The following is a 21,945-nucleotide window of genomic DNA, read 5'->3' as shown; positions in this document are numbered from 1 at the left end:
GTCAATGCTCAATTCCATCCTGAAGTGGTCAATTATTCAACGCTGGCTGGTTGTTCTGGGAGCAATTATTGTCACCATATTAGGAATTTACAATTTAAGGCAGATGCCCTTAGATGTTTTTCCGAATTTTGCACCGCCCCAAGTTGAAATTCAAACAGAAGCACCAGGACTAGCTCCTGAAGAAGTCGAATCTTTAATTACATTACCAATTGAAAGTGCCATCAATGGTACGCCTGGAGTGACGACAGTACGCTCGTCTTCTGCGGTTGGAATTTCCGTTGTCAAGGTCATCTTTAGCTGGGACACTGATGTATTTCAAGCTCGCCAGTTGGTGACAGAACGATTGCAGCAAGCCCAAAGTAAGCTACCTCAGAATATCGAGCCACCGCAAATTTCTCCAACTAGCTCTCCCATCGGTACGATGTTGCAATATGCGTTTACTGCTGAGACGACACCAGTGATGGAAGTGAGGCGGCTGGTCGATCGCGATATTACTAACCGCCTGCTGGCAGTGCCAGGAGTTTCTCAAGTCATTGCCTATGGAGGAGATATTCGCCAATATCAAGTGTTGACCGATCCTGCAAAGTTACAAACCTTTAACGTGTCTTTGGCAGAAGTTACCGAAGCAGCACGAGCGGCGAATACCAATGCTGCTGGTGGCTTTCTTGTCAACCCAGATCGAGAATTATTAATTCGGGGCATCGGGCGAATTTCATCCATCGAGGAGTTAAAACAATCGGTCGTTACTGCCCGTAACGGCAAACCCGTATTACTCAGTGATGTAGCCGACGTACAAATCGGCGCAGCTTTGCAACGGGGTGATGGCAGTTTCAACGGTCAGCGAGCGGTTGTCGTGATGGTTAACAAGCAACCTCAAGCTGATACTTCGACCGTGACAAAAGAGATCGAAGCAGCGATCGCAGATATTCAGCCTAGCCTACCCAAAGATGTTAAAGTTACCGTTTCTTTTCGCCAGCAAAACTTCATCGACGACGCGATAAGAAATGTTGAAGATTCCCTGCGCGATGGCATCATTATTGTTTCCGTTATCTTAGTGCTGTTTTTGATGAATTGGCGTACTGCCGTCATTACTCTCAGCGCTATTCCTTTATCAATATTGATTGGATTGCTAATTTTGAATTGGTTTGGTCAAGGCATCAACACGATGACTTTGGGAGGACTAGCGGTAGCAATTGGCTCGGTGGTAGATGACTCAATTGTGGATATGGAAAATGCCTACCGAGGGTTACGGAAAAATCAGCTAGCGGGAAATCCGGTTCATCCCTTCCAAGTGGTCTACGATACTTCAGTCGAAGTGCGCGTGAGCGTGCTATTTTCTACAGTCATTATCGCCGTGATTTTTGCCCCAATTTTTACGCTGACTGGAGTAGAGGGTCGAATTTTTGCTCCAATGGGTGTGGCTTACTTAGTCTCTATTTTTGCTTCAACTCTGGTAGCAATGACGCTCTCGCCAGCCTTGTGTGCCATCTTGTTAGCCAACCGCCGATTACCAGAGGATGAAACTTGGGTTTCGCGTTGGTCTCAACGGTTGTATCGTCCCCTACTCAGATTTTCCATTCGCGTTCCGAGTATCATTCTGACGATCGCAGTGGCTTTATTTATCGCCTCCGCGATCGTGCTACCGTCGCTAGGACGAGTGTTTTTACCGGAATTTCAAGAGCGATCGCTTGTCAATGCGATGTTGCTATACCCTGGTGTTTCATTAGAAGTCACAAACAAGTCAGGAATGGCAATTCAAGAGGCGCTTAAAGGCGATCCTCGGTTTGAGTCGGTGCAGTTACGCTCTGGACGTGCGCCTGGAGATGCAGATGCGGGTGGTGTCAACTTGGGACACGTAGATATAGAAATTAGCGATGAAGGAATCAAAGATCGAGCAGCGACTATTGAAAAGGTTAGAGCAGAATTTGCGAAATTACCAGGTGTTGCTCCTAGTATTGGTGGTTTTATTTCTCACCGCATGGATGAGGTACTATCTGGGGTGAGAAGTGCGATCGCGGTGAAAATTTTTGGTCCTGAACTGGATGAACTACGCAGTATTGGTGCTGAAGTTCAGGCAACAATAAGCAACGTCCAGGGGATCGTAGATTTGCAGCTAGAACCCCAAGTTCCAATTAAACAGGTACAAATTCAATTCGATCGCGCTGCTGCTGCTCGTTACGGTCTTTCAGTCGGTCAACTATCAGAAGCGATCGAAACTGCCTTAAATGGACGAGTCGTTTCTCAGGTATTGCAAGAACAACAGTTATTCGACTTATTAGTATGGTTAAAACAGAGCGAGCGCAATAACTTAGAAACTATCAGAAATTTATTAGTCGATACTCCCAACGGACAGAAAATTCCTCTGGCGACTGTTGCTAAAATTGACTACGGTACTGGTCCCAATACCATTAATCGGGAAAATGTATCGCGATTAATTGTTGTTTCTGCTAATGTATCCGGTCGAGATTTAGGTTCTGTTATTGAAGATATTCGCACTAATATTAAACAGCGAGTGCAACTGCAATCTGGCTATTTTATTCAATATGGTGGTCAGTTTGAATCAGAGCAACGAGCCACTCAAAACTTACTCCTATTTGGTGGTTTAGCTATTATCATTATTGCAGTTTTAATGTACTTCGCCGTCAAGTCAATATCTGCCATGTTGATGATTCTAATTAACCTACCCTTGGCTTTGGTAGGAGGCATTTTTTCTGTGGCTTTGGGTGGTGGAGTCATTTCTGTAGCTTCAACGATCGGATTTATCACTTTATTTGGAGTCGCCACGCGCAACGGTTTACTATTAGTTGAAAACTACAACGCCAAGTTAGCGCAGGGAATGCCCTTGCAGTCAGTCCTATTTGAGGGTTCTATGGAACGACTAGCGGCTATTTTAATGACGGCTCTTACCTCAGCACTAGGTATGGTTCCGCTGGTGATTGGTAGTGGAGCAGGTAAGGAAATTTTGCAACCTTTAGCGATCGTGGTTTTAGGTGGGTTGTTTACTTCCACTGCATTAACCCTGCTAGTTATTCCAGCTTTATATGCTCAATTTGGTAAATTTTTGGTTCCATACAATTCAGTTACAAACGATAGAGCCTCAAATATCCCCCCTAGCTCCCTATATGATTCAGTTAAAAGTATAAGATCCTCGAAGATCCCCCCTAGCCCCCCTTAAAAAGGGGGGAATATTGCCCCCCAATTCATCGGGGGTTGGGGGGATCGAGTCTTATCTAAGCTGTATTGCCCTAGCTCCCCTTGGAAAAGGCAGAATCATAGCCCCCCTTAAAAAGGGGGGTTGGGGGATCGTCCGCTCTGCAACCTATGAGTTTTTATTTTCCAAAAAGACTGAGCTAGTGTCAGATTTAGATATAACTCAACGTTCCGTCATGTAGAAGCGTAATTGCTCAAGATATTCTTGTTTACTTAGATCTTGCACCAGTACAGATACTCTAGTTGCGAAAGAGTAGGTTTCAATGAGAGAAAAGGGCGTGAAACCAATTGAATGCAAGAACGATGGAAACCCTTCTTGCCCACGCCCAAGGGCTAGTCTACACCCTACTTGATTTGATGCCGAGCCACTATCAACGAGATAGCCTACAAGCCTTGCTGGGATTATTTTTACAAGCTCAAGGACATCCTCTGCCCCAACAATGCAAAACTAAATCAGCCAGTGCCTTAAGTCGGTTTCTCAACGTCTACCCCTGGTCAACTCGTCGGCTGATTCGTAGTACCCGCTCCTTTGTCCTGCAGCAAATTCTGTCACAGCCACGAATTGGACGTAGACCCATCTTACAAGTCATCATCGACTTAACCACCCTAGAAAAACGCGGCAAGTTCAAGCTGTTGGATGGATTAGTGCGAGTCTTCCATAGCAAACGTGGGCTACACCTAGTCGTGATGTATCTAGTAGTGGGTCAATGGCGCGTGCCGTGGAATTTTCGAGTTTACCGAGGGAAAAATCATTCCTCACCAGCACAGTTGGGGCTACGACTTGTACAAAGCTTACCTTCATTGCTGAGTCAACACTTTCAGCTCATGATTTTAGTAGATACAGCCTTTGGTAGTGCCGAATTTTTACATGGTATACGTAAATTAAAATATCACGCCATTGCCGGAGTACGCTGTGACCGCAAGCTACAAGATGGGCGCAATGTTAAGCAACTATGCAGGCGGGGACAACAAGTGCGACTGGTAAAATTAAAGTTTCCAGTTTCACTGTCTTGGTACTATCTCAAGCGTGACGACGGTAGGCTGGAAAAGCGCTTTGTCCTCTCTACCAAACCACTTAAAGCTAGTACTATCAATTACTGGGGCAAAAAGCGTTGGCAGATTGAGGGATGGTTCAAAACTGCTAAACATCGGTTTGGATTAGACCAATTTGGTCAGGGCACATTGCTAGGTGTCTACCGTTGGCTGGTATTGTCACTTTTAGCTTATTTGTTAGCACATTGGGCTTATTTGTCTACTGCATCTACCGACTCACCTGATTGGGGTAAGGCGGCTCAACTGGCACTTGAAGCATTACTGCCTCAACTAGTGGTGTTGCTCCTGCTGCTGGAGAGCAAACGCCTCACACCCCTAGCACGCTCCCTTGGTTTTGACATTCAAATCACTTGCTGCAAGATCTGAGGGAAACAAACATTACATCAATTGGATTTGAATCATGAAAACATTCCATTCAAACTTATTATTTTTAGGTGTTGCAGGATTTATTTTCTTAGGGAGTAGCGATCGCGACTCAAACGTTATAGCTTCAGAAATTAAAGCGCAAGCTGAAATAATTAGTGAAACAGCAGGTGCAACTAAAGATAGTAAAAGTAAAAAAGGTGGTCAGGTTGTAGAATCAGGAGCTTATCACTTAGAGTTAGTTACTCTGAAAGAAGATAAGGGAACGCATTTAGATTTCTATCTGCAAAGAGGAGATAGTCACGCAACAATTCCTAATGCTAAAGTAATGGCTCAAATTCAAATGCCCGATGGTACGCAAAAAACACTTCCATTTCAGGATGACACTAAGGGTCAACACTACACGGCTTTGCTTGCAGGAAACAAAACTGGTCAATATCAAGTGAAAGTTACTGCCGATATTAAAGGTGAAAAAGTCAACGGACGTTTTAGTTTTAAGCAGTAATTTGTATGCAACAGTATGAGAGTGCTACTAGTTGAAGACGAACCAGACTTAGGAACTGCCATCAAGCGCACCTTAAACCAAGAAAAATATGTGGTTGACTTGGTTTTCAACGGTACGGAAGCTTGGGATTACCTAGAAAACCAGCAGATGCAGTATACGCTAGCTATCTTTGACTGGTTGTTACCTGGTATGTCAGGTATAGACCTTTGTAAGCGGTTAAGGAGGCAAAACAGCCCGCTACCAGTGTTAATGCTAACTGCCAAAGATAGCGTCGAAGATAGAGTTGCTGGCTTGAGTGCAGGGGCAGATGATTATCTAGTAAAGCCATTTAGTATGGCGGAACTGCTAGCAAGAGTTAAAGCACTCCATCGACGATCGCCTCAACTTCAACCCCAACAACTACAAGCAGGTAATTTAATTTTGGACTACGATACCCGCAGTGTCTATCGTCTGGAGCGCTCCGGTGGTAAGCAGTTAGTCGAATTAACGAATAAAGAGTTTCAGCTGCTAGAGTATTTCATGAAGCATCCAAACCGGATTGTCACCAGCGAGCAGATCCGCAATCAACTTTGGGAAGTCACGGCGGATACGACAAGTAATGTTGTAGCAGCTCAAATTCGCCTGCTCAGAAGACGATTAGCAGTAGTAGATAGCGATCGCGCGATCGAAACGGTCTCTGGTAGAGGCTATCGCCTGAATATTCCCAATGCAGCAAAATAAGCTTTTTTCTCAAACTCGCTGGCAACTTGCAATTTGGTATGCTTCTGTCATGAGCTTTATTCTCGGTCTACTTGGCTTTGGAGTCGAGCGGGCAATTATCCACGCTCATTGGCAAACTCTCGACCGAGAGATAGAGGTTGTCGCTGGTACGCTACACGACGATGTTGAAAAAGATTTACGGCAACCAGGACGTTTAGAACCAACAATTCAACAGTTGCTACAAATATCACAGAGGGATAAACGCCACGTATTAGGGGCAATTCACCAGGGCGACTACTATGCTAGGTTTTTAAGTCTTTCGGGAGAGAATGTCGCTGCTCTGGGTTTCTTACCAGATGGTTTACCTTTAACGTCAGGAGAACCCATGTGGCAAACCTTAACCGACAGTCAAGGAAATCGCTACCACCAAATTTCTCTATCGCTGCATACTCAAGACAATCGCCCTTGGGGATACATACAAGTAGGACGCAGCCTCAGCGACGTGGACGCTTATTTAGCCAATGTCAAGTTAGTGTTGTTGCTGGGGTTGCCAAGTGCGATTATGCTCGTAGCGGTTTCGAGTTGGTGGCTGGCAGGTAGAGCCATGCAGCCAGTATACCAGTCATACCAACAGATTCAACAGTTTACGGCTGATGCCGCTCACGAGCTGCGAACTCCACTAGCTGCACTGTCAGCAACCGTTGAATCGGCACTGCGATCGCCCCATTTGCCCGAACCAGAAGCACGCGAGATTTTGCAAACCGTCAACCGTCAGAACCAACGACTCACGGCATTAGTTGCAGATTTGCTACTCCTATCGCGTATGGAGCGTCAATCTTTACCAGTGCGACATCAACTTTGTTGTCTTAACGATATTATTAGCGATTTGGTAGAAGAACTGGAATCTCTGGGGCTTGCCGCAGCAGTCACGTTGAAAGCTGAAATTAAAGTCTATAAGCCATTACAGATCGTCGGGGATGAAGAGCAGATGTATCGTCTGGTGACTAACTTGATGGTTAATGCTATTCAATACACCCCTACAGGCGGTTGTGTTAGGGCGATTTTAGACAAAGAGGACGATCGCGCCATCATTCGAGTTGTAGATACAGGTATCGGGATTGCACCAGAACATCAGCAGCGGATTTTCGATCGCTTTTATCGCGTGAATAGCGATCGCTCTAGGATGACTGGTGGTTCTGGTTTGGGATTGGCGATTGCAATGGCGATCGTTCAAGCACACAAGGGCAGCTTGGAGGTACACAGCGAGTTGGGCAAAGGCAGTACCTTTACCGTTCGATTACCACTAGGAGTTGCGACACTGTAGGGAGCGCACGAGCAGAGAGCAGATATACAACCTCCCAATTACGATTTGCCATCACCTGAAGTCTGGGAATGGCGATCGCCGTTATTGTGCCAACGTGTCAGCATTTGAGTTAAAGCTGACTCGACTTGTGGTGAAAGTCCCACCGTTCCAGAACGCAAGTGGAGATCGTGCTGTGGAAAAGGGATCTCAATTTCTTTTTGGTTCAGCACGTCATAAATTTTATAGTACAGATCGCTAGTGAGTAAAAATTGCCGTTCCGGTTCCTTAGTCCAAACCAATAATTCAAAATCTAGGGCGCTGTCACCAAAGCTTTTAAACAGCACTTGGGGCGGGGGAGACTTTAACACCTTGGGATGGTTGCGAGCTGCTTCTAGCAAAGCGGCTTCTACAGCTTTGGCATCGCAACCATAGGCAACGCCAACCGGGAGATGGAGGCGCGAGATTGGGTTATGGTGGCTCCAGTTGATCACTTCATTTTCGAGAAAGCGGGAATTCGGCACGATGATCGAAACGCGATCGAGGGTGCGAATTTCAGTGCTTCTGGCTCCAATCCGCTCGACAGTTCCTTTATAGTCTCCTACTTCAACAAAATCCCCCACCTGAATTGGGCGCTCGAACACCAATACGATCCCGCTACCGAAATTTTTGGCAATATCCTGCAAGCCGAAACCAATCCCCACACTTAAGGCACTGGCAACGATCGCTAAAGAACTAATATCAAGTCCCCAGATTTGCAGCAATACCAGCGAGCCAACAAAGATCAGACCGTATTTCGCAAGAATGGCGATCGCTTCCTGAGCGCCGCGATTGATGCCAGCATACCGCAGCACGCGAGAGCGAAACAGATTGGTGACAATTCCAGCAAAGATAACTAAGCCAAACAGCAATCCGGCTAAAATTACCAAGTCGATGACAGAGTATGAGTTATTGCTCAACGTCAGAATGGGTGATGCCAGACTAGTCGTAAGAACGCTAGCAATTTGGTAACTCCACTGCCGCGTAAAGGGAAACAAGTTCGTGATGTAAAGGACAACCCCTACCCAAAGCCCAATCCGCGCGATCGCTAACACGAGTTTGAACAAAAATTCTAGTATGCGTAGTGGTTGGCGATCGGCATCTGCTTCCGTACTAGCAGTTAATTGCTCTTGAGCCGCTTGAAAGAAACGATGCTTAATCCATCCCAATCCCCAAGTTAAAGCAGCAGCTATCAGGACAATTCCTGCTGCTAAAAGAATAGTTTGCCAAAGATAAGCTGTCGTTCTTTCCGTTTTTGCTCGCTCCAATGCCTCCTGAATTTGCTGCACCCATTGGCTTGCTTGCTCTTGTGGCGTGCTACCTGGAATTGCATCTCGTTCTGTAACTGTCAGCAGGTAGCGATCGTTTAATAAAATTGTCGGTAACTGGTTGCGTTGTTCAATTTCTACTTGGATCGGTCGATCGGCTTGAACTACATTTTGTAGTTGTTTAGCGATCGCCTCTGCTCGTTCCCGAGCGCTGTATTGTCCTGAATTGCTGACTTGAAAGATTGGCTGTCCGTCTAGCACGACAGGGACTTTTGTAGGTGTCTGGGCGATCGCGGGAAACCACAATCCCAAGGCTAGGACTATAGCAATAATTGCACTTATGAAGTTAGATGCGAATCGAAAACGGCGAGAACGAACCATGCAAATCTCTATCGAGTTATTTGAGTAATTTGAACTAAGGAATAGTACTTCTAATTATTAGGCGATCGTTTGATACACTCAAATGAGTATTTTTGACACAAAAAATTTATCCTACTGTTGAATTACTAACATCTTCCTTGAGAAAGACAGTACAAATTCGTTTTCATAAAAATAGCTCTTGCAGTCTCTCGATGCTGGATGAGCGGGTGAGTGCGATCGCGTAAATTCGCTCGGCTCGAAGTTTAAGCTTTTCTTGACAAAAAGCTTGGAAGCTGTGAGGTTTGCTAGAATTATTGACTGGCTATTATGAAAACTGAGTTTTCATTATTGAAAAACGTATCGAATCGATTGACATCCATTAAAACTTTTACTCCATTAGTGCAACCAGAATATGAGCATGGCGATCGCGGGTTACACGCTACTAGAAGTTATAACTGAATGCACTAACACGACTGTTTATCGTGCTTATAGGGATACAGACAAAACCTCAGTTATTATTAAAACTCCAAAAGCCGAGCGTACATCTATAGAAGAGCTGACTTACTTAAAACACGAGTATAACATTCTTCACGACCTGAAACTAACAGGGTTCGTTCAACCATTGGCTTTGGAGAGTTATCAAAGCGGCTTAGCCCTAATCTATGCAGATTTTTCAGGGATATCTTTAAAAAGACTGCTTGAATCGCAAAAAAAAATTGGATTAATTAGCTTTTTATCAATCGCTATTCAATTAGTTTCAGCCGTCGCTCAGCTGCATCAACACAACATTATTCATAAAGATATTCAGCCCTGCAATATCTTAGTTAATCCCGAAACAGGTCAAGCGATCTTTATCGATCTTAGCCTTGCTTCACGCTTGCCTATAGAGAATCAGACCATTCGTCATCCTGAATTGTTGGAAGGCAATCTAGCCTATATCTCACCAGAGCAAACTGGTAGGATGAACCGCGCGCTCGATTACCGAACTGACTTTTATTCATTAGGTGTGACTTTCTATGAAATGCTGACAGGACAGTTACCATTTCAGGCAAACAATCCACTAGAACTTATTCACTCTCATATTGCTAAAGCCGCAATATCGCCTAGAGAACATCAACCAGAAATTCCGCCAGCGATCGCCCAAATCGTGATGAAATTGCTAGCAAAAACGGCAGAAGACCGCTACCAAAGTGCATTGGGTTTAAAGGCTGACTTAGAAACTTGTCTGAGAATGTTACAGACAACCCAGAAAATTTCTTCCTTCCGTGCAGGTCAACTCGATTTATCTAGTCAATTTCTAATTCCCCAAAAACTTTACGGTCGCGAACGAGAAGTTGCAACTCTCATAGATGCTTTCGATCGCGTCAGTCGAGGTGCGACGGAGATGATGTTAGTCAGCGGTTATTCTGGGGTTGGTAAATCTTCTTTAGTTAACGAAGTTCATAGACCAATTGTGGGAGCGCGGGGATATTTTATTTCGGGAAAATTTGACCAATTTAAGCGAAATATTCCTTATGCTTCTTTAATTCAAGCGTTTCAAGAATTAATCCGGCAATTACTGACCGAAAGTAGCGATCGCATTGCCAGTTGGCAAGCAAAACTTTTGACAGCTTTAGGTTCTAATGGTCAGATAATTATTGACGTTATCCCTGAAGTCGAACGTATTATTGGCGTGCAGCCAGCAGTTCCTAGTTTAGGAATCACTGAATCCCAAAACCGATTTAATCGAGTATTTCGACAATTTATTCACGTATTTACTCAACCAGAACATCCGCTAGTTATCTTTTTAGATGACTTACAATGGGTCGATCTAGCTTCTTTAAAACTGATTCAGTTGCTTGTTTGTGACTCGCATAGTCAATATTTATTATTAATTGGAGCTTATCGCGATAATGAAGTTAATAGCTCTCATCCTCTCATATCAACTCTGGCTGAGATTCAACAAGCTCATGTCGTAACGAACAATATTGTCCTTCAGCCTTTACAAATTATTCACACTAACCAATTAATTGCCGATACTCTCCGCACGAACACGACTACAACTAAGGCGCTGGCTGAATTAGTTTTTAAGAAAACTCAAGGTAATCCTTTTTTCTTAACTCAACTACTAAAATCTCTATATCAAGAAAAACTGTTGACATTTGATTTCGATCGCGCTGGCTGGCAGTGGGACATTCATGTGCTTCAAGAAATTGATATTACTAACAATGTTGTGGAATTAATGGTTAGCCAAATTCAAAAATTATCACCAAAGACGCAGAAAGTTCTGAAGTTTGCTGCCTGTATTGGAGATAAATTTACATTAGATATTTTAGCCATTGTCAATGAGAAATCTTTATTGGAAACTGCGAAAGATTTATGGGAAGCCCTACAAGTAAATCTAATTTCACCCCTTTCTGAAGCCTATAAAATTCCGCTAGTTATCGAGCCAGATACCTCAAAAATTTTATTAGTTAAACCATTAAAAGTTAGTTACAAATTTTTACACGATCGCGTCCAGCAAGCAGCTTATTCTCTCATTCCCGATTCACAAAAACAAGCAACTCATTTAAAAATAGGTCAATTATTACTTAAAAATACTGCAATTGAAGAACGAAAAGAAAATATTTTTGCTTTAGTCAATCACCTAAATTACGGTGCTGACTTACTCACTTTAGACGCGGAAAAATCCGAGCTAGCCGAACTCAACCTGATCGCAGGTCAGAAAGCGAAAGCAGCAACAGCGTATGAGTCTGCTATGCGCTACTTTAAAATGGGTTTGGGATTATTAACAGCAAATAGCTGGCAGAATCAGTACGAGCTAACACTGGCACTCTACGAATCAGCGGTAGAAACAGCTTACCTGAATGGCGACTTCGAGCAAATGGAGCAATGGGCAACGATTGTCTTACAACAGGCAAAATCTCCCATTGACAAAATGAAAGTTTATGAAGTCAAAATTCAAACTTGCATGGCGCAAGTCAAACAACTAGAAGCGATCGCCATTGGCTTACAAGCACTGGAACTGCTAGGGGTAAGATTACCTCAGTCGCCTAGTCCCTTAGATTTGCAACACGCACTCAGCCGCACAGCAACAAATTTGGCTGGGAAAAATATCGAAGACTTGATTAACCTACCGTTAATGACTGAGGTTGATAAGCTAGCAGCCATCAGAATGCTAACCAGCTTAGGTTCTCCCACCTATCAAGCCGCACCGATGTTATTTCCCTTGGTTGTCTGCGAACAGGTGAATTTATCGCTGGAATTTGGCAATACACCTTTTTCGGCTTACGGTTATGTTTGTTACGGCGTGATTTTAAACGGCATAGTTGAGGATGTTGAGTCGGCTTATCAATTTGGTAAGTTGGCTTTAAACTTAGTGGAACGATTCAACACCCTAGAACTCAAAACTAGTGTATTTTTTGTCGCCGGATCGTGTACGATGCATGGAAAAGTACACGCTAAAGAGACTTTGCCACTGCTACTGAATGGATATCAAAATGGATTGGAAAACGGGCATTTTGAATATGGTGGCTATGCTGCCATGCAAAGATGCCAATATTCTTATTTTACGGGTCAGGAACTGGCAAATCTGGAGCGAGACATGGCAAACGTCAGCGATGCTCTGCTTCAGTTAAAGCAAGAAAATGCCTTAAGTTGGAATCAAATCTTTCAGCAGTCAGTAGCTAACTTACTCGAACCAACTCAAAATCGTTGCTGTTTGTTAGGTAAAGCGTACAACGAAGAGCGATCGCTACCGCTATTACAGAAAGCCAACGATCGCACCGGACTGCACTATTTTTATATAAACAAACTGATTCTTTGTTATTTATTTGGCGAGTACGAGCAAGCGTTAGAAAATGCAGATCGAGCCGTACAGTATTTAGATGGAGTCAAAGCATTTCTGGTTGTGCCAGTCTTCTATTTCTACGATTCTCTGGCACAAATTGCCATGTATCCCTCAGCATCGCGATCGCAACAAGAACAACTTCTAGACAGAGTACTCAATAACCAGAAAAAGATGCAAAAATGGGCAGGCTATGCCCCGATGAATTTTCAGCATAAGTACGAATTAGTAGAAGCAGAGCAAGCGCGGGTATTAGGTCAATATTGGCAAGCTATGGAGTCTTACGATCGCGCAGTTGCTGGAGCTAGAGAGCATGGCTATATTCAAGAAGAAGCCTTAGCAAATGAATTAGCAGCCAAATTTTATTTTTCACAAGGCAGAGATAAAATCGCTCAAGTTTATTTAGTCGAAGCTTACTACGGTTATCTACATTGGGGAGCCACGGCAAAAGTTAAAGATATAGAAATAAAATATCCCCAAATTCTTGTGCGATTTCCGAAGCAAGAAGCCGTTCTTGACAATGTTAGTCAATCCTTAAGCCCTATCTCGATTGAAAACCCCAAAAATCTAGATTTGGCAACTGTGATAAAAGCTTCACAAGCAGTTTCAGGTGAAATTGTTTTCGATAATTTGCTGACTAAACTCATGCAAATAGTGCTAGAAAATGCAGGGGCAGAAAAAGGATATTTAATCTTAGATAAGGCGGGAGAACTTTACATTGAAACGGCTGGAGGAATTGATCTAGATGAAATTGCGGTGCGGGAAGCGCTCCCTTTCAGAATATCGGAAACATTTGAGAATCATCCTATCCTGCCTATTTCTGCGATCAATTATGTAGCTAGAACTCTAGAATCTGTAGTTTTAAATGATGCAACTGATAAGGAAATCTTTGCTAGCGATTCTTACATTGTCGCTCGCCAACCAAAATCAATTTTATGCACGCCAATTTTGCACCAGGGGAAACTGACGGGGATTCTCTACCTAGAAAACAATCTCACAACTGGAGCTTTTACACCCGATCGCCTGGAAATTTTACAACTGCTATCTGCTCAAGCCGCAATTTCAATCGAAAACGCTCGTCTTTATCACGATTTAGAAAATTATAACCAGTCTCTAGAAACAAAAGTTGCCGAGCGGACGTTAGAACTACAAGCAAAAAACGTGCAACTGCAACAGGAGATTGGCGATCGCCAGCGAGCAGAAATAGCAGCCGAGGCTGCAAGTCAGGCTAAGAGTGAATTTTTAGCCAATATGAGCCACGAACTCCGCACACCGCTAAATGGCATTTTGGGTTACGCTCAAATTCTCAAGAAAGAAAAAGCTTTGACCGAGCAACAAAAGAATGGTTTGGATATCATTCATCGCTGTGGCGATCACTTGCTGACTTTGATCGACGATATTCTAGACATCTCCAAAATCGAAGCCCAAAAAATGGAACTCGATTGTCACGATTTCAATTTTTTAGAATTTCTAGCGGGGATTGTCGATATCTGTCAAATTCGCGCCGAGCCAAAAGGCATTTGTTTAACTTACGAGCTGTCTAACCTACCGCAATTTATTCGTGCTGACGAGAAAAGACTGCGGCAAGTCTTGCTGAATCTGTTGGGCAATGCCGTTAAGTTTACCGAAAAAGGTAGCGTGACTTTCAAAGTGAGCGATCGCGCTGGAAAGCTGCGGTTTCAAGTAGAAGATACTGGAATTGGCATGGCAGTAGAACAGTTAGAAGAAATTTTCTTACCGTTTCAGCAGGTAGGCAGGCATCGCGATCGCGTTGAAGGAACGGGATTGGGTTTGGCAATCAGCAAGCAGTTGGTGCAAAAGATGGGTGGTGACATCAAAGTCAAGAGTACTTTGGGTCAAGGGAGTGTTTTTTGGTTCGAGCTAGAATTACCGAGAATTTACCAATTAGCTGAAGTTACTAATATAAGTAAACAAAGAATTATCGGTTTTCAAGGCAACAAATTGAAAGTGTTGGTAATAGACGATAAATGGTCGAACCGTTCTGTCATAGTTAATATGCTAGAGCCATTGGGGTTTGAAGTGTTAGAAGCGATCGACGGTCTTGATGGTTTGGCTAAGGCGCAGGCGTTTCAGCCTGATTGTGTCATCCTCGATTTGGTCATGCCTGGGATGGATGGGTTTGAAGTGACTCGTCATCTCAGGACATTGCCAGAGTTAACAGGCGTAGTGGCGATCGCAATCTCAGCTAGCGTGTTCGATTTCGATCGGCAGCAGAGTCAAGCAGTCGGTTGCGATGATTTTCTGCCAAAGCCAGTTCGCGAGACAGATTTATTAGAAAAATTAAGGATTCACTTAGGTTTGCAATGGATTTATGAGGAAGAATCGACAGAGAAAGCTTTAGATAATTCCTCAGCAAGCGAACTGGCAACAGGTGCGATCGTTCCTCCTCCAGCCGAGGAGATGGTGAAGTTACTCGATCTGGCAATGAGAGGTGACATTCGAGGCATTATAGAACAAGCCGTTAGAATTGAAGCATTAGATCGACGATACAGACCATTTGCGCTGCATCTGCGTCAACTCGCTAAAAGTTATAAAGAGAAACAAATTCTGGAGTTTGTGAAAAAATACTTAGATATCTAGAGGCATGAATGAGCGTGGCTACTGCCGAACCAGGCACGATCCTAGTTGTCGATGATACTCCTACTAATTTGGAGATCCTTTTCGATTTCTTAACTAATTACGGTTTCAAAATTTTGATCGCTGAAGATGGTGAAAGCGCGCTCCAAAAAGCAGCATATGCCTCACCAGATCTGATCCTGTTAGATATTTTGATGCCAGGGATAGATGGTTTTGAAACTTGCAGCCGCCTCAAAGCCAGTGAATCAACGCGGGAGATTCCGGTAATTTTTATGACTGCCTTATCTGAAACAGCAGATAAAGTGAAGGGTTTACAGGTGGGAGCAGTCGATTACGTGACTAAGCCATTACAGCATGAAGAGGTTTTGGCAAGGGTGCAGACACATCTGCGGTTGCGATCGCTAACCAAGCAACTCCAAGCGCAAAACGTGCAGTTAGAGCAGGAGATCGAGCAGCGCCAACGGCAGTATCAGCGATCGCAATTATTTGCGGAAGTGACGCTGAAAATTCGTCAATCACTTCAGTTAGAGGACATACTACAAGCGGCGGCGATCGAAGTCCAGAAGATTCTGCAAGCAGATCGAGTCGTAATTTATCGCCTGCGATCGGATGGTACTGGTAGTGCAGTTGCTGAGGCAGTGCTACCTGGTTGGTTCTCAGTTCTGGGACAGCAATTTGCTGCGGAAGTTTTTCCAGAAGATTGCCATCAGCTTTACTGTCAAGGGCGAATTCGCGGCATTGCCGATGTGGAACGGGAAGAAAACATTGCGCCGTGTTTAGTTGAATTTATGCGGCAATTCCAAGTTAAAGCAAAACTGGTCGTGCCGATTACGATCAAAGCAGAACTCTGGGGTCTATTAATTGCTCATCAATGCAGTAGCTCGCGAGACTGGACTGATTTTGAGACAGAGTTGCTGGGACAGCTAGCCGATCAAATTGGTATTGCTATAACTCAAGCTCAACTTTTAGAACAAGAAACTCGCTACTCTCAGGAGCTAGCGCGATCGAATGCCGAACTGCAACAGTTTGCCTCGATCGCCTCTCACGATCTGCAAGAACCATTGCGCAAGATTCAAGCATTTGGCAACAGACTTCAAGAAAAGTATGGCGAGCTGCTGAACGAACAGGGGGCTGACTATATAAGACGGATGCAAAATGCAGCCCAGAGAATGCAGATTTTAATTGACGATTTGCTCGTATTTTCACGAATTACAACTAGAGCGCAACCCTTCGTTGCAGTGAATCTTGCCAAGGTAGCAAAAGAGGTACTATCAGATTTAGAAGTGTTAATTCAACAAACTGAGGCGCAGGTGGAGCTGAGCGAGCTGCCAAGCATTCATGCCGACCCGTTACAAATGCGTCAGTTATTGCAGAATTTGATTGGCAACGCCCTCAAATTTCGGCGAAAAAACGAACCTCCTCGTGTGAAGATATACAGTCAAATTATCGATAATCGAGAACAATTAACTGAGAATTTACTAAATACTTATCTTTGTCAAATTACAGTTGAGGATAACGGTATTGGTTTTGACCAAAAGTATTGCGATCGCATTTTTCAAGTTTTTCAACGGTTGCACGGTCGCAGCGAGTACGAAGGTACGGGTATAGGTTTGGCAATTTGCCGTAAGATTGTCGAGCGGCATGGTGGCAGTATTGCAGCTGAAAGTAAGCCAAGCCAAGGAGCAAAATTTATCGTGACGCTACCTATGCATCAATCCATAAATTGAGGGGGCTTTGTTCGTGTCGCTGGGATATGCGATCGCTTTGATACTGGTCAGGATCGATGAATTTTGTTTATCATGCTGATAAGAAACTCTATTTGTTTCGCGCCATCTTGTCACCTAAAGTAAAAACATCGTCCTTTCCGGCTAGTTTTTCCAATGGAACTTTCGAGCAAATCTGAATATGCACTGCTGGCGCTGTTAGAGTTGGCGAATGCTTATCAGAGCGCTCAGTTGCTCCAAATTCGGCAGATAGCAGCCAGACGAGATATACCAGAGCGTTATTTGGATCAACTGCTGGCAATATTGCGGCGAGGCGGACTGATTAAGGGTATCCGTGGAGCTAAGGGTGGTTACATCCTGGCACGCGAACCACGCCAAATTACGCTGCTAGATGCTTTGCGATGTATTGAAGGATTAGATATCGCATCTTCTGTAGAGCAAAGCACTGCTGAAGGAGCAGAACGAGGCGCAGTTGAGGAAATTTGGCAATCAGCAGAACAGGCGGCGAATGCAGTTTGGCAAAACTATACGCTCCAAGACTTGTGCGATCGCGTTGCCGCTCGTCGGCAGTTAGATTATATGTACTATATCTAGACTTAAGCGGCATTTTTAGTTCGTATCCTTGCCATATTTAACTTTTGGTTTCGATATCGTACAACTGGCACATGGCAAGGAGTTCTTGTTTGAGGCGATCGCGCATACTCTGTGGTGATACAATGACGCAATCTTGCCGATAACGCAGGACTTCTCGAATCAGCCAAAACTCGTTAACAACTCGCCGCACGACTTGACGCACATCCCCAATCGTTTCGTCTTCTAAGTCATCTTCCCTACGTTCATAGGATTTCACCATCCAACCCTGAAAGTGTAAGTATACTTTTAGATGATCTAATCCCTCTCGCCATTCACCGCTTGCGGGTACGATTAAACGAATGCGATCGAAGATTAAAGTGCGATTGTGCCAAAGTTCGGGTAAGTTGGGAATCGAATTTTTTACATCTTCCGTTTCCTCGCACCATATGAGTAAGTAATACCGCTTATCGAAAAAGCGCGGTTCGGCATAGCGCACGGTGTACTGTAGTTCTTCACCTTGGGAATTTTCATAAAACAAATAAAACGGTTGTTGCTTTTGTCTATACTCATCAATTTGACTTCGCCATGCTTGTAAGAGCTTACTGGCTTGTTTGAGCAATGATTGGCGGATTGATGCATCAAGGTTTCCTCGCTCTAATAAAAGTGTAAGTACAGTTTGAGATTCGCCAATTTGACCTGCATCGTTAAGCGCTTTGATAGCCTGCTGCAAGGCGTTGACTTGGTTAAAGTCAAGCGTGAAGGGCTTTCCCACCTCTACAGCGTGTTGGGCGATCGCCACGATTAAGCCCGAAATACTGGGGTCTTTGCCCCAAAGAATATTGAGGCGACGGGCGATCGCTTCTAGTTTTTCCTTGGTTCCTGGCGGAATTGACAGTGTAATCGTGTCTTTTTTTCGAGGCATTTACAAAATGTATTTGCACTTTGGAAAATGTTGTGTCATTATTTCTAGTGTAAATGTAAATGCTCTATACGTGAGTCAATGTAATGGCAAAAAAGGAGGCATTGAAACAGCTGTCTGCTCCCACACTCAGAAATTGCATCAACTAAATGAATCAAATGACTGACACTAATCAAATCAGAATTCTGATTAGCGCCTTGGCTAGTGGTGTCGTATCAGTTCAGAAGTCCACTCTGATGATGGCATTAGCAAGTCGATCGGAAGCAGTAACAATTGCTGCACAGTTTGACTCTCCCCGACTCAAGCGAGAGTTGAACTTAGCAAAACCCAATCAAACCCCAAAAGTATCGCTAGAGCTTGAGTTTGATGGAAATAGAGTCATTTACCAAAGTCAAGAAATTGGCAAAATTCAGATTCTCTACAAACCTCCTTTACCTGGTGAGCTGCAAGCAAGATTAAGTACTGAAAGTGCGATTGACCGATTTTTAGAATACTTGCAAAAGCTATATCAAATTGTTGTACTTGATGAAAGCGATCGCCATGTGAGAGTTTTCATTCCCAATCAGCAAATACCCAGCTTTGTAGAACTTTGGCAAGAGTTTTTGCAAGAAATAGCTTTTTCTGCCTATGGAGATACTAAACATCAATTACCAGGGTTAGTGCAGACTTTCATTCAAATGCTAAATTCTGTAACCCTCTCTGGACGGGGATTTAGTACTTTAGATGTCCCAATTTTGACTAACGAGCAATCTAATGTATTAGCTGCTTGGTATTTTGCAGTAGTGCGAGATGTCGGAGAACGTCAAAATAACCGCCAAAAACAGATCTATCTATTAGAAAAAGAGCTTGCAGAATTTGATTTAGATGACAAAACGCGCAGAGCTAAAACAAAAGAGCTACAAGATAAGCTAGCGATGCAAGACAAGGAAACTCTGAAATATACTGAGTATTTTCGCAAGTCTTTTGGTGGAAGCTTAGAAGAACAAAACGCAGCTTTGCAAGAGGTGAGACAACTCGAAACTCGATTATTCCAATCAAGTTTAACTAAAGCAGAACAGCGAAAATTACAAAAGCAACAAGAAAAATTAAAAAAAATATTGATTCTTTCTCAAGAATCTATTCAGCAAAAATTGGAATTATTCAAGCAGTCTGAAGGCGATCCATTCAAATTTGTTCGGCTAGATGAGCAACAAAATCCAGATAAATTTAAGCAAATTTATAAAATTGCTAAAAACTTTACAAAAATTGCTACCGACCAAATTAACTCAACTCGTGGTGATATCTTTACTCAATGTATTTCAGAGATGTATCGCTTGTTAGAAAATGAGCCGAAGAAATCATTACCACAACCGCTACTGACAGAAGAACCGATTTTAGGAGAGGCGCGATCGCCTGGAGATGATAGTAAAGAATTTTGCTATTCATGCGGTGTTAAGCTTGACCCAAAAAATGCACGCTGGCAAGTTTTGAGATTTATGTTTGAGCGTCCTTCTCAACGTCGTCAGTCAGCGTCGAGTGAAGGTAGACCTCACATTTGTGCTTCCTGTTCAGCCTTAGCTTTTGCTTCACCTCTGAAAGTGACAGATGAAAGTATTGTTTTACAGCTTAAGTCTCTTAGTGGCAGTACAATTTCTGAGTTAAAAATAAAAGACTATCTCAGAATGCTGACAAATAAAGAGATGCATTTGAGTGCAGGTCGCTATTTAATTTTAAGTTCAGATCGCACAAATACAGGAGAAATTGCCTCTCAAAAAATGGGTCAAGTGCAGTATGCACTGGCTAAAGCTGCTTCAATCTTTCCTGTAGAAGTTTTAGCAGATTTTGAATTTTGGCTGATTACCCAAGGTAGCCAAAAAATTCTAATAGCCAATAGACATTTAATTCTTGTCAAAGGTTTAATGAATAGCTACGGTCAGTCAATTATCAACGCTGACAAAGATGTCAATATGACCTTGGGTGATGCTATACGCTACATTCAACAGGATTTACCTTATTTGGCAGATTATATACTGGCAAAACCTACTAACTACTCAAATGTCGTTGAGACAGAAAAAAACCGCAAAAAATATTGGGAGATGATTAGAGAAAGCACTATGAACAAAGAACATCAACTATGGCAAAAAGCAACTTTGTACGAGGATGTTGCTGCTTTAACTGGCTTAACTTATGCCTTCGCTCAATCATTCAAAAGAATTGCAAGTGAGTGCTTATCAAAGGAAGATGCAGAGCGCGAATTGAGTAAACTTATCGAAAAGGTTGAAGATGGTCATGCATTTTCTTACTTTTTCTGTGATTACTATAAACCCTTTGAAGAGGTAAATAGAACTATAACAAAAGTACAATTTTATCGAAATCCAGATTGTAGCTTTATCTATGACCGTTTGAAAGAGTTACTGGCAAAAATAGAGGTATCTATTTCCGAGAGAGAAGAAATAGATAAAGAAACTCAACAAGCAAGGCTAAACATATTTGCAGAAGATATAACAAGAGTTTACGACCATTTCATTCATAAGAAAGAGTATCTTGCAGAAAAGGATTGGAAAAACTTAACTTACAATCTCAAACTTTCTCTTTACACTCGGTTCCCTGAACTACTAACCAAAGCAAAAACTAAGAGTGAGAAAAAATAATTATGGCAACTGGACTTCCCAAAACTAGCGATGCACGCCTGCACTTTGATATTTATGCCATTCTCGAAGGCTCTCAAGAACTTTATCTCGGTCATGAAGTACAGGTGAATATTAACTTGGTTGAGACAGTAAAACTAACAACCAAAGATGGACTTTCTTTAGAAAAATGCTATATTTCCCCAACAAAACGACGTGGTGTTGAACGACGTAGTTTAATTTGGTCGCCTGTCTGCACTGGTGAATTGTTAGGAGATAAACTTAAGTGTGGCATACCTGAAACCTGCGCTTTACCTACTTGTCCTATTTGCTCAACTTACGGCGGTTTAATAGCAGGTAAAAAAACTTTAATTGGTCGAGTTACACATGGTGGAGGTGTAGCAGTACAGGATATTTATCCCGTAGATAAACAACGAGCGATGCATCCAGCAATTATTTCCAATAATTTATCTAAAAAGGAAGAAAAACCTACTCCCTTTAAACGCCAGTACAACCAACCAGGTATTCTTTATCCAGTAACTAATCACGCATTGAGTATCACAGACGCAGAGTTTGCTTCTATAGCTTATGCTTTTCTAGATTGCTTGCCACGTATAGGTTCTGGAAATCCAAAAGGAATAGCGATCGCAGAAACTTCCGAACAAATGCCTCTTCTAGTTGTGGATAGATACCTCGTTCCCAGAGGAAAGCGTCCGGTGATTTCTCCATCAATTACTAACCCACAAGAGGCTATTGATGATTTTCTTCGCTTTGCTAGAAGTCCAGAAACAAACAGCGATCGAATTCAACTTCCACATTTTGAACGTTGGATAGGAGATGCTGCACTAGAGAAATTACAAGAGTATTCTGCCTTGTTTGTTGACACTGTATTGCAGGCATAA

General features: G+C 43.1%; 12 protein-coding genes. 10 read left to right on the top strand and 2 right to left on the bottom strand.

Going from position 1 to position 21,945, the window contains the following annotated elements; all coding sequences use genetic code 11:
* The first annotated feature begins 4 nt into the window (after nt 1-4).
* The 5 genes from CHRO_RS14880 (at nt 5) to rppB (ending at nt 7,154) form a co-directional block, all read left to right on the top strand.
* Complete coding sequence (locus CHRO_RS14880; protein ID WP_015155049.1) at nt 5-3,175, top strand: CusA/CzcA family heavy metal efflux RND transporter; 3,171 nt, start codon at nt 5-7, stop codon at nt 3,173-3,175.
* Between the two features lie 338 nt (nt 3,176-3,513).
* The gene (locus CHRO_RS14875) at nt 3,514-4,629 is read left to right on the top strand and encodes an IS701 family transposase (protein WP_015152474.1); all 1,116 of its coding nucleotides are present in this window, start codon (nt 3,514-3,516) and stop codon (nt 4,627-4,629) included.
* A 34-nt stretch (nt 4,630-4,663) separates the two neighbouring features.
* Nucleotides 4,664-5,131 (top strand): hypothetical protein, encoded by a 468-nt coding sequence (locus CHRO_RS14870; protein WP_015155048.1) that lies wholly within the window; start codon nt 4,664-4,666, stop codon nt 5,129-5,131.
* Nucleotides 5,132-5,146: 15 nt separating this feature from the next.
* A complete protein-coding gene (gene rppA, locus CHRO_RS14865; RefSeq protein ID WP_015155047.1) occupies nt 5,147-5,851 on the top strand; it encodes a two-component system response regulator RppA in 705 nt (234 codons plus the stop codon).
* The gene (gene rppB, locus CHRO_RS14860) at nt 5,838-7,154 is read left to right on the top strand and encodes a two-component system sensor histidine kinase RppB (RefSeq protein WP_015155046.1); all 1,317 of its coding nucleotides are present in this window, start codon (nt 5,838-5,840) and stop codon (nt 7,152-7,154) included. The genes rppA and rppB overlap by 14 nt, the downstream gene beginning before the upstream one ends.
* A gap of 38 nt (nt 7,155-7,192) precedes the next feature.
* Here the strand turns inward: rppB and CHRO_RS14855 are convergent, their stop codons facing one another.
* Nucleotides 7,193-8,818: a mechanosensitive ion channel domain-containing protein gene (locus tag CHRO_RS14855; protein ID WP_015155045.1), complete on the bottom strand. Its 1,626-nt coding sequence runs from the start codon at nt 8,816-8,818 to the stop codon at nt 7,193-7,195.
* A gap of 391 nt (nt 8,819-9,209) precedes the next feature.
* Here CHRO_RS14855 and CHRO_RS14850 point away from each other — a divergent pair, with 391 nt between their 5' ends.
* From CHRO_RS14850 to CHRO_RS14840, 3 genes are all read left to right on the top strand, one after another.
* Nucleotides 9,210-15,224: a hybrid sensor histidine kinase/response regulator gene (locus CHRO_RS14850; protein ID WP_015155044.1), complete on the top strand. Its 6,015-nt coding sequence runs from the start codon at nt 9,210-9,212 to the stop codon at nt 15,222-15,224.
* Between the two features lie 8 nt (nt 15,225-15,232).
* A complete protein-coding gene (locus CHRO_RS14845) occupies nt 15,233-16,948 on the top strand; it encodes a response regulator (RefSeq protein WP_015155043.1) in 1,716 nt (571 codons plus the stop codon).
* 153 nt (nt 16,949-17,101) lie between these two features.
* A complete protein-coding gene (locus CHRO_RS14840) occupies nt 17,102-17,539 on the top strand; it encodes an Rrf2 family transcriptional regulator (RefSeq protein WP_015155042.1) in 438 nt (145 codons plus the stop codon).
* A 37-nt stretch (nt 17,540-17,576) separates the two neighbouring features.
* On the opposite strand, the gene CHRO_RS14835 is transcribed toward CHRO_RS14840, so the two are convergent.
* Entirely contained in the window at nt 17,577-18,440 is an 864-nt protein-coding gene (locus CHRO_RS14835; protein ID WP_015155041.1) for a WCX domain-containing protein, read from the bottom strand.
* 308 nt (nt 18,441-18,748) lie between these two features.
* On the opposite strand from CHRO_RS14835, the gene CHRO_RS14830 reads away from it, so the two are divergent.
* A complete protein-coding gene (locus CHRO_RS14830) occupies nt 18,749-21,067 on the top strand; it encodes a hypothetical protein (protein ID WP_219335931.1) in 2,319 nt (772 codons plus the stop codon).
* Between the two features lie 2 nt (nt 21,068-21,069).
* Nucleotides 21,070-21,945 (top strand): hypothetical protein, encoded by an 876-nt coding sequence (locus tag CHRO_RS14825; RefSeq protein ID WP_015155039.1) that lies wholly within the window; start codon nt 21,070-21,072, stop codon nt 21,943-21,945.

This window comes from Chroococcidiopsis thermalis PCC 7203 (assembly GCF_000317125.1).
GTDB classification, from domain to species: domain Bacteria; phylum Cyanobacteriota; class Cyanobacteriia; order Cyanobacteriales; family Chroococcidiopsidaceae; genus Chroococcidiopsis; species Chroococcidiopsis thermalis.
This window is presented reverse-complemented; position numbering and strand designations above follow the sequence as displayed.

Excerpts from the sequence above, each read along its gene's own strand:
- CHRO_RS14880 (WP_015155049.1), top strand. The coding sequence starts at position 5 with ATGCTCAATTCCATCCTGAAGTGGTCAATTATTCAACGCTGGCTGGTT.
- CHRO_RS14875 (WP_015152474.1), top strand. The coding sequence starts at position 3,514 with ATGGAAACCCTTCTTGCCCACGCCCAAGGGCTAGTCTACACCCTACTT.
- CHRO_RS14870 (WP_015155048.1), top strand. The coding sequence starts at position 4,664 with ATGAAAACATTCCATTCAAACTTATTATTTTTAGGTGTTGCAGGATTT.
- rppA (WP_015155047.1), top strand. The coding sequence starts at position 5,147 with ATGAGAGTGCTACTAGTTGAAGACGAACCAGACTTAGGAACTGCCATC.
- rppB (WP_015155046.1), top strand. The coding sequence starts at position 5,838 with ATGCAGCAAAATAAGCTTTTTTCTCAAACTCGCTGGCAACTTGCAATT.
- CHRO_RS14855 (WP_015155045.1), bottom strand. The coding sequence starts at position 8,818 with ATGGTTCGTTCTCGCCGTTTTCGATTCGCATCTAACTTCATAAGTGCA.
- CHRO_RS14850 (WP_015155044.1), top strand. The coding sequence starts at position 9,210 with ATGAGCATGGCGATCGCGGGTTACACGCTACTAGAAGTTATAACTGAA.
- CHRO_RS14845 (WP_015155043.1), top strand. The coding sequence starts at position 15,233 with ATGAGCGTGGCTACTGCCGAACCAGGCACGATCCTAGTTGTCGATGAT.
- CHRO_RS14840 (WP_015155042.1), top strand. The coding sequence starts at position 17,102 with ATGGAACTTTCGAGCAAATCTGAATATGCACTGCTGGCGCTGTTAGAG.
- CHRO_RS14835 (WP_015155041.1), bottom strand. The coding sequence starts at position 18,440 with ATGCCTCGAAAAAAAGACACGATTACACTGTCAATTCCGCCAGGAACC.
- CHRO_RS14825 (WP_015155039.1), top strand. The coding sequence starts at position 21,070 with ATGGCAACTGGACTTCCCAAAACTAGCGATGCACGCCTGCACTTTGAT.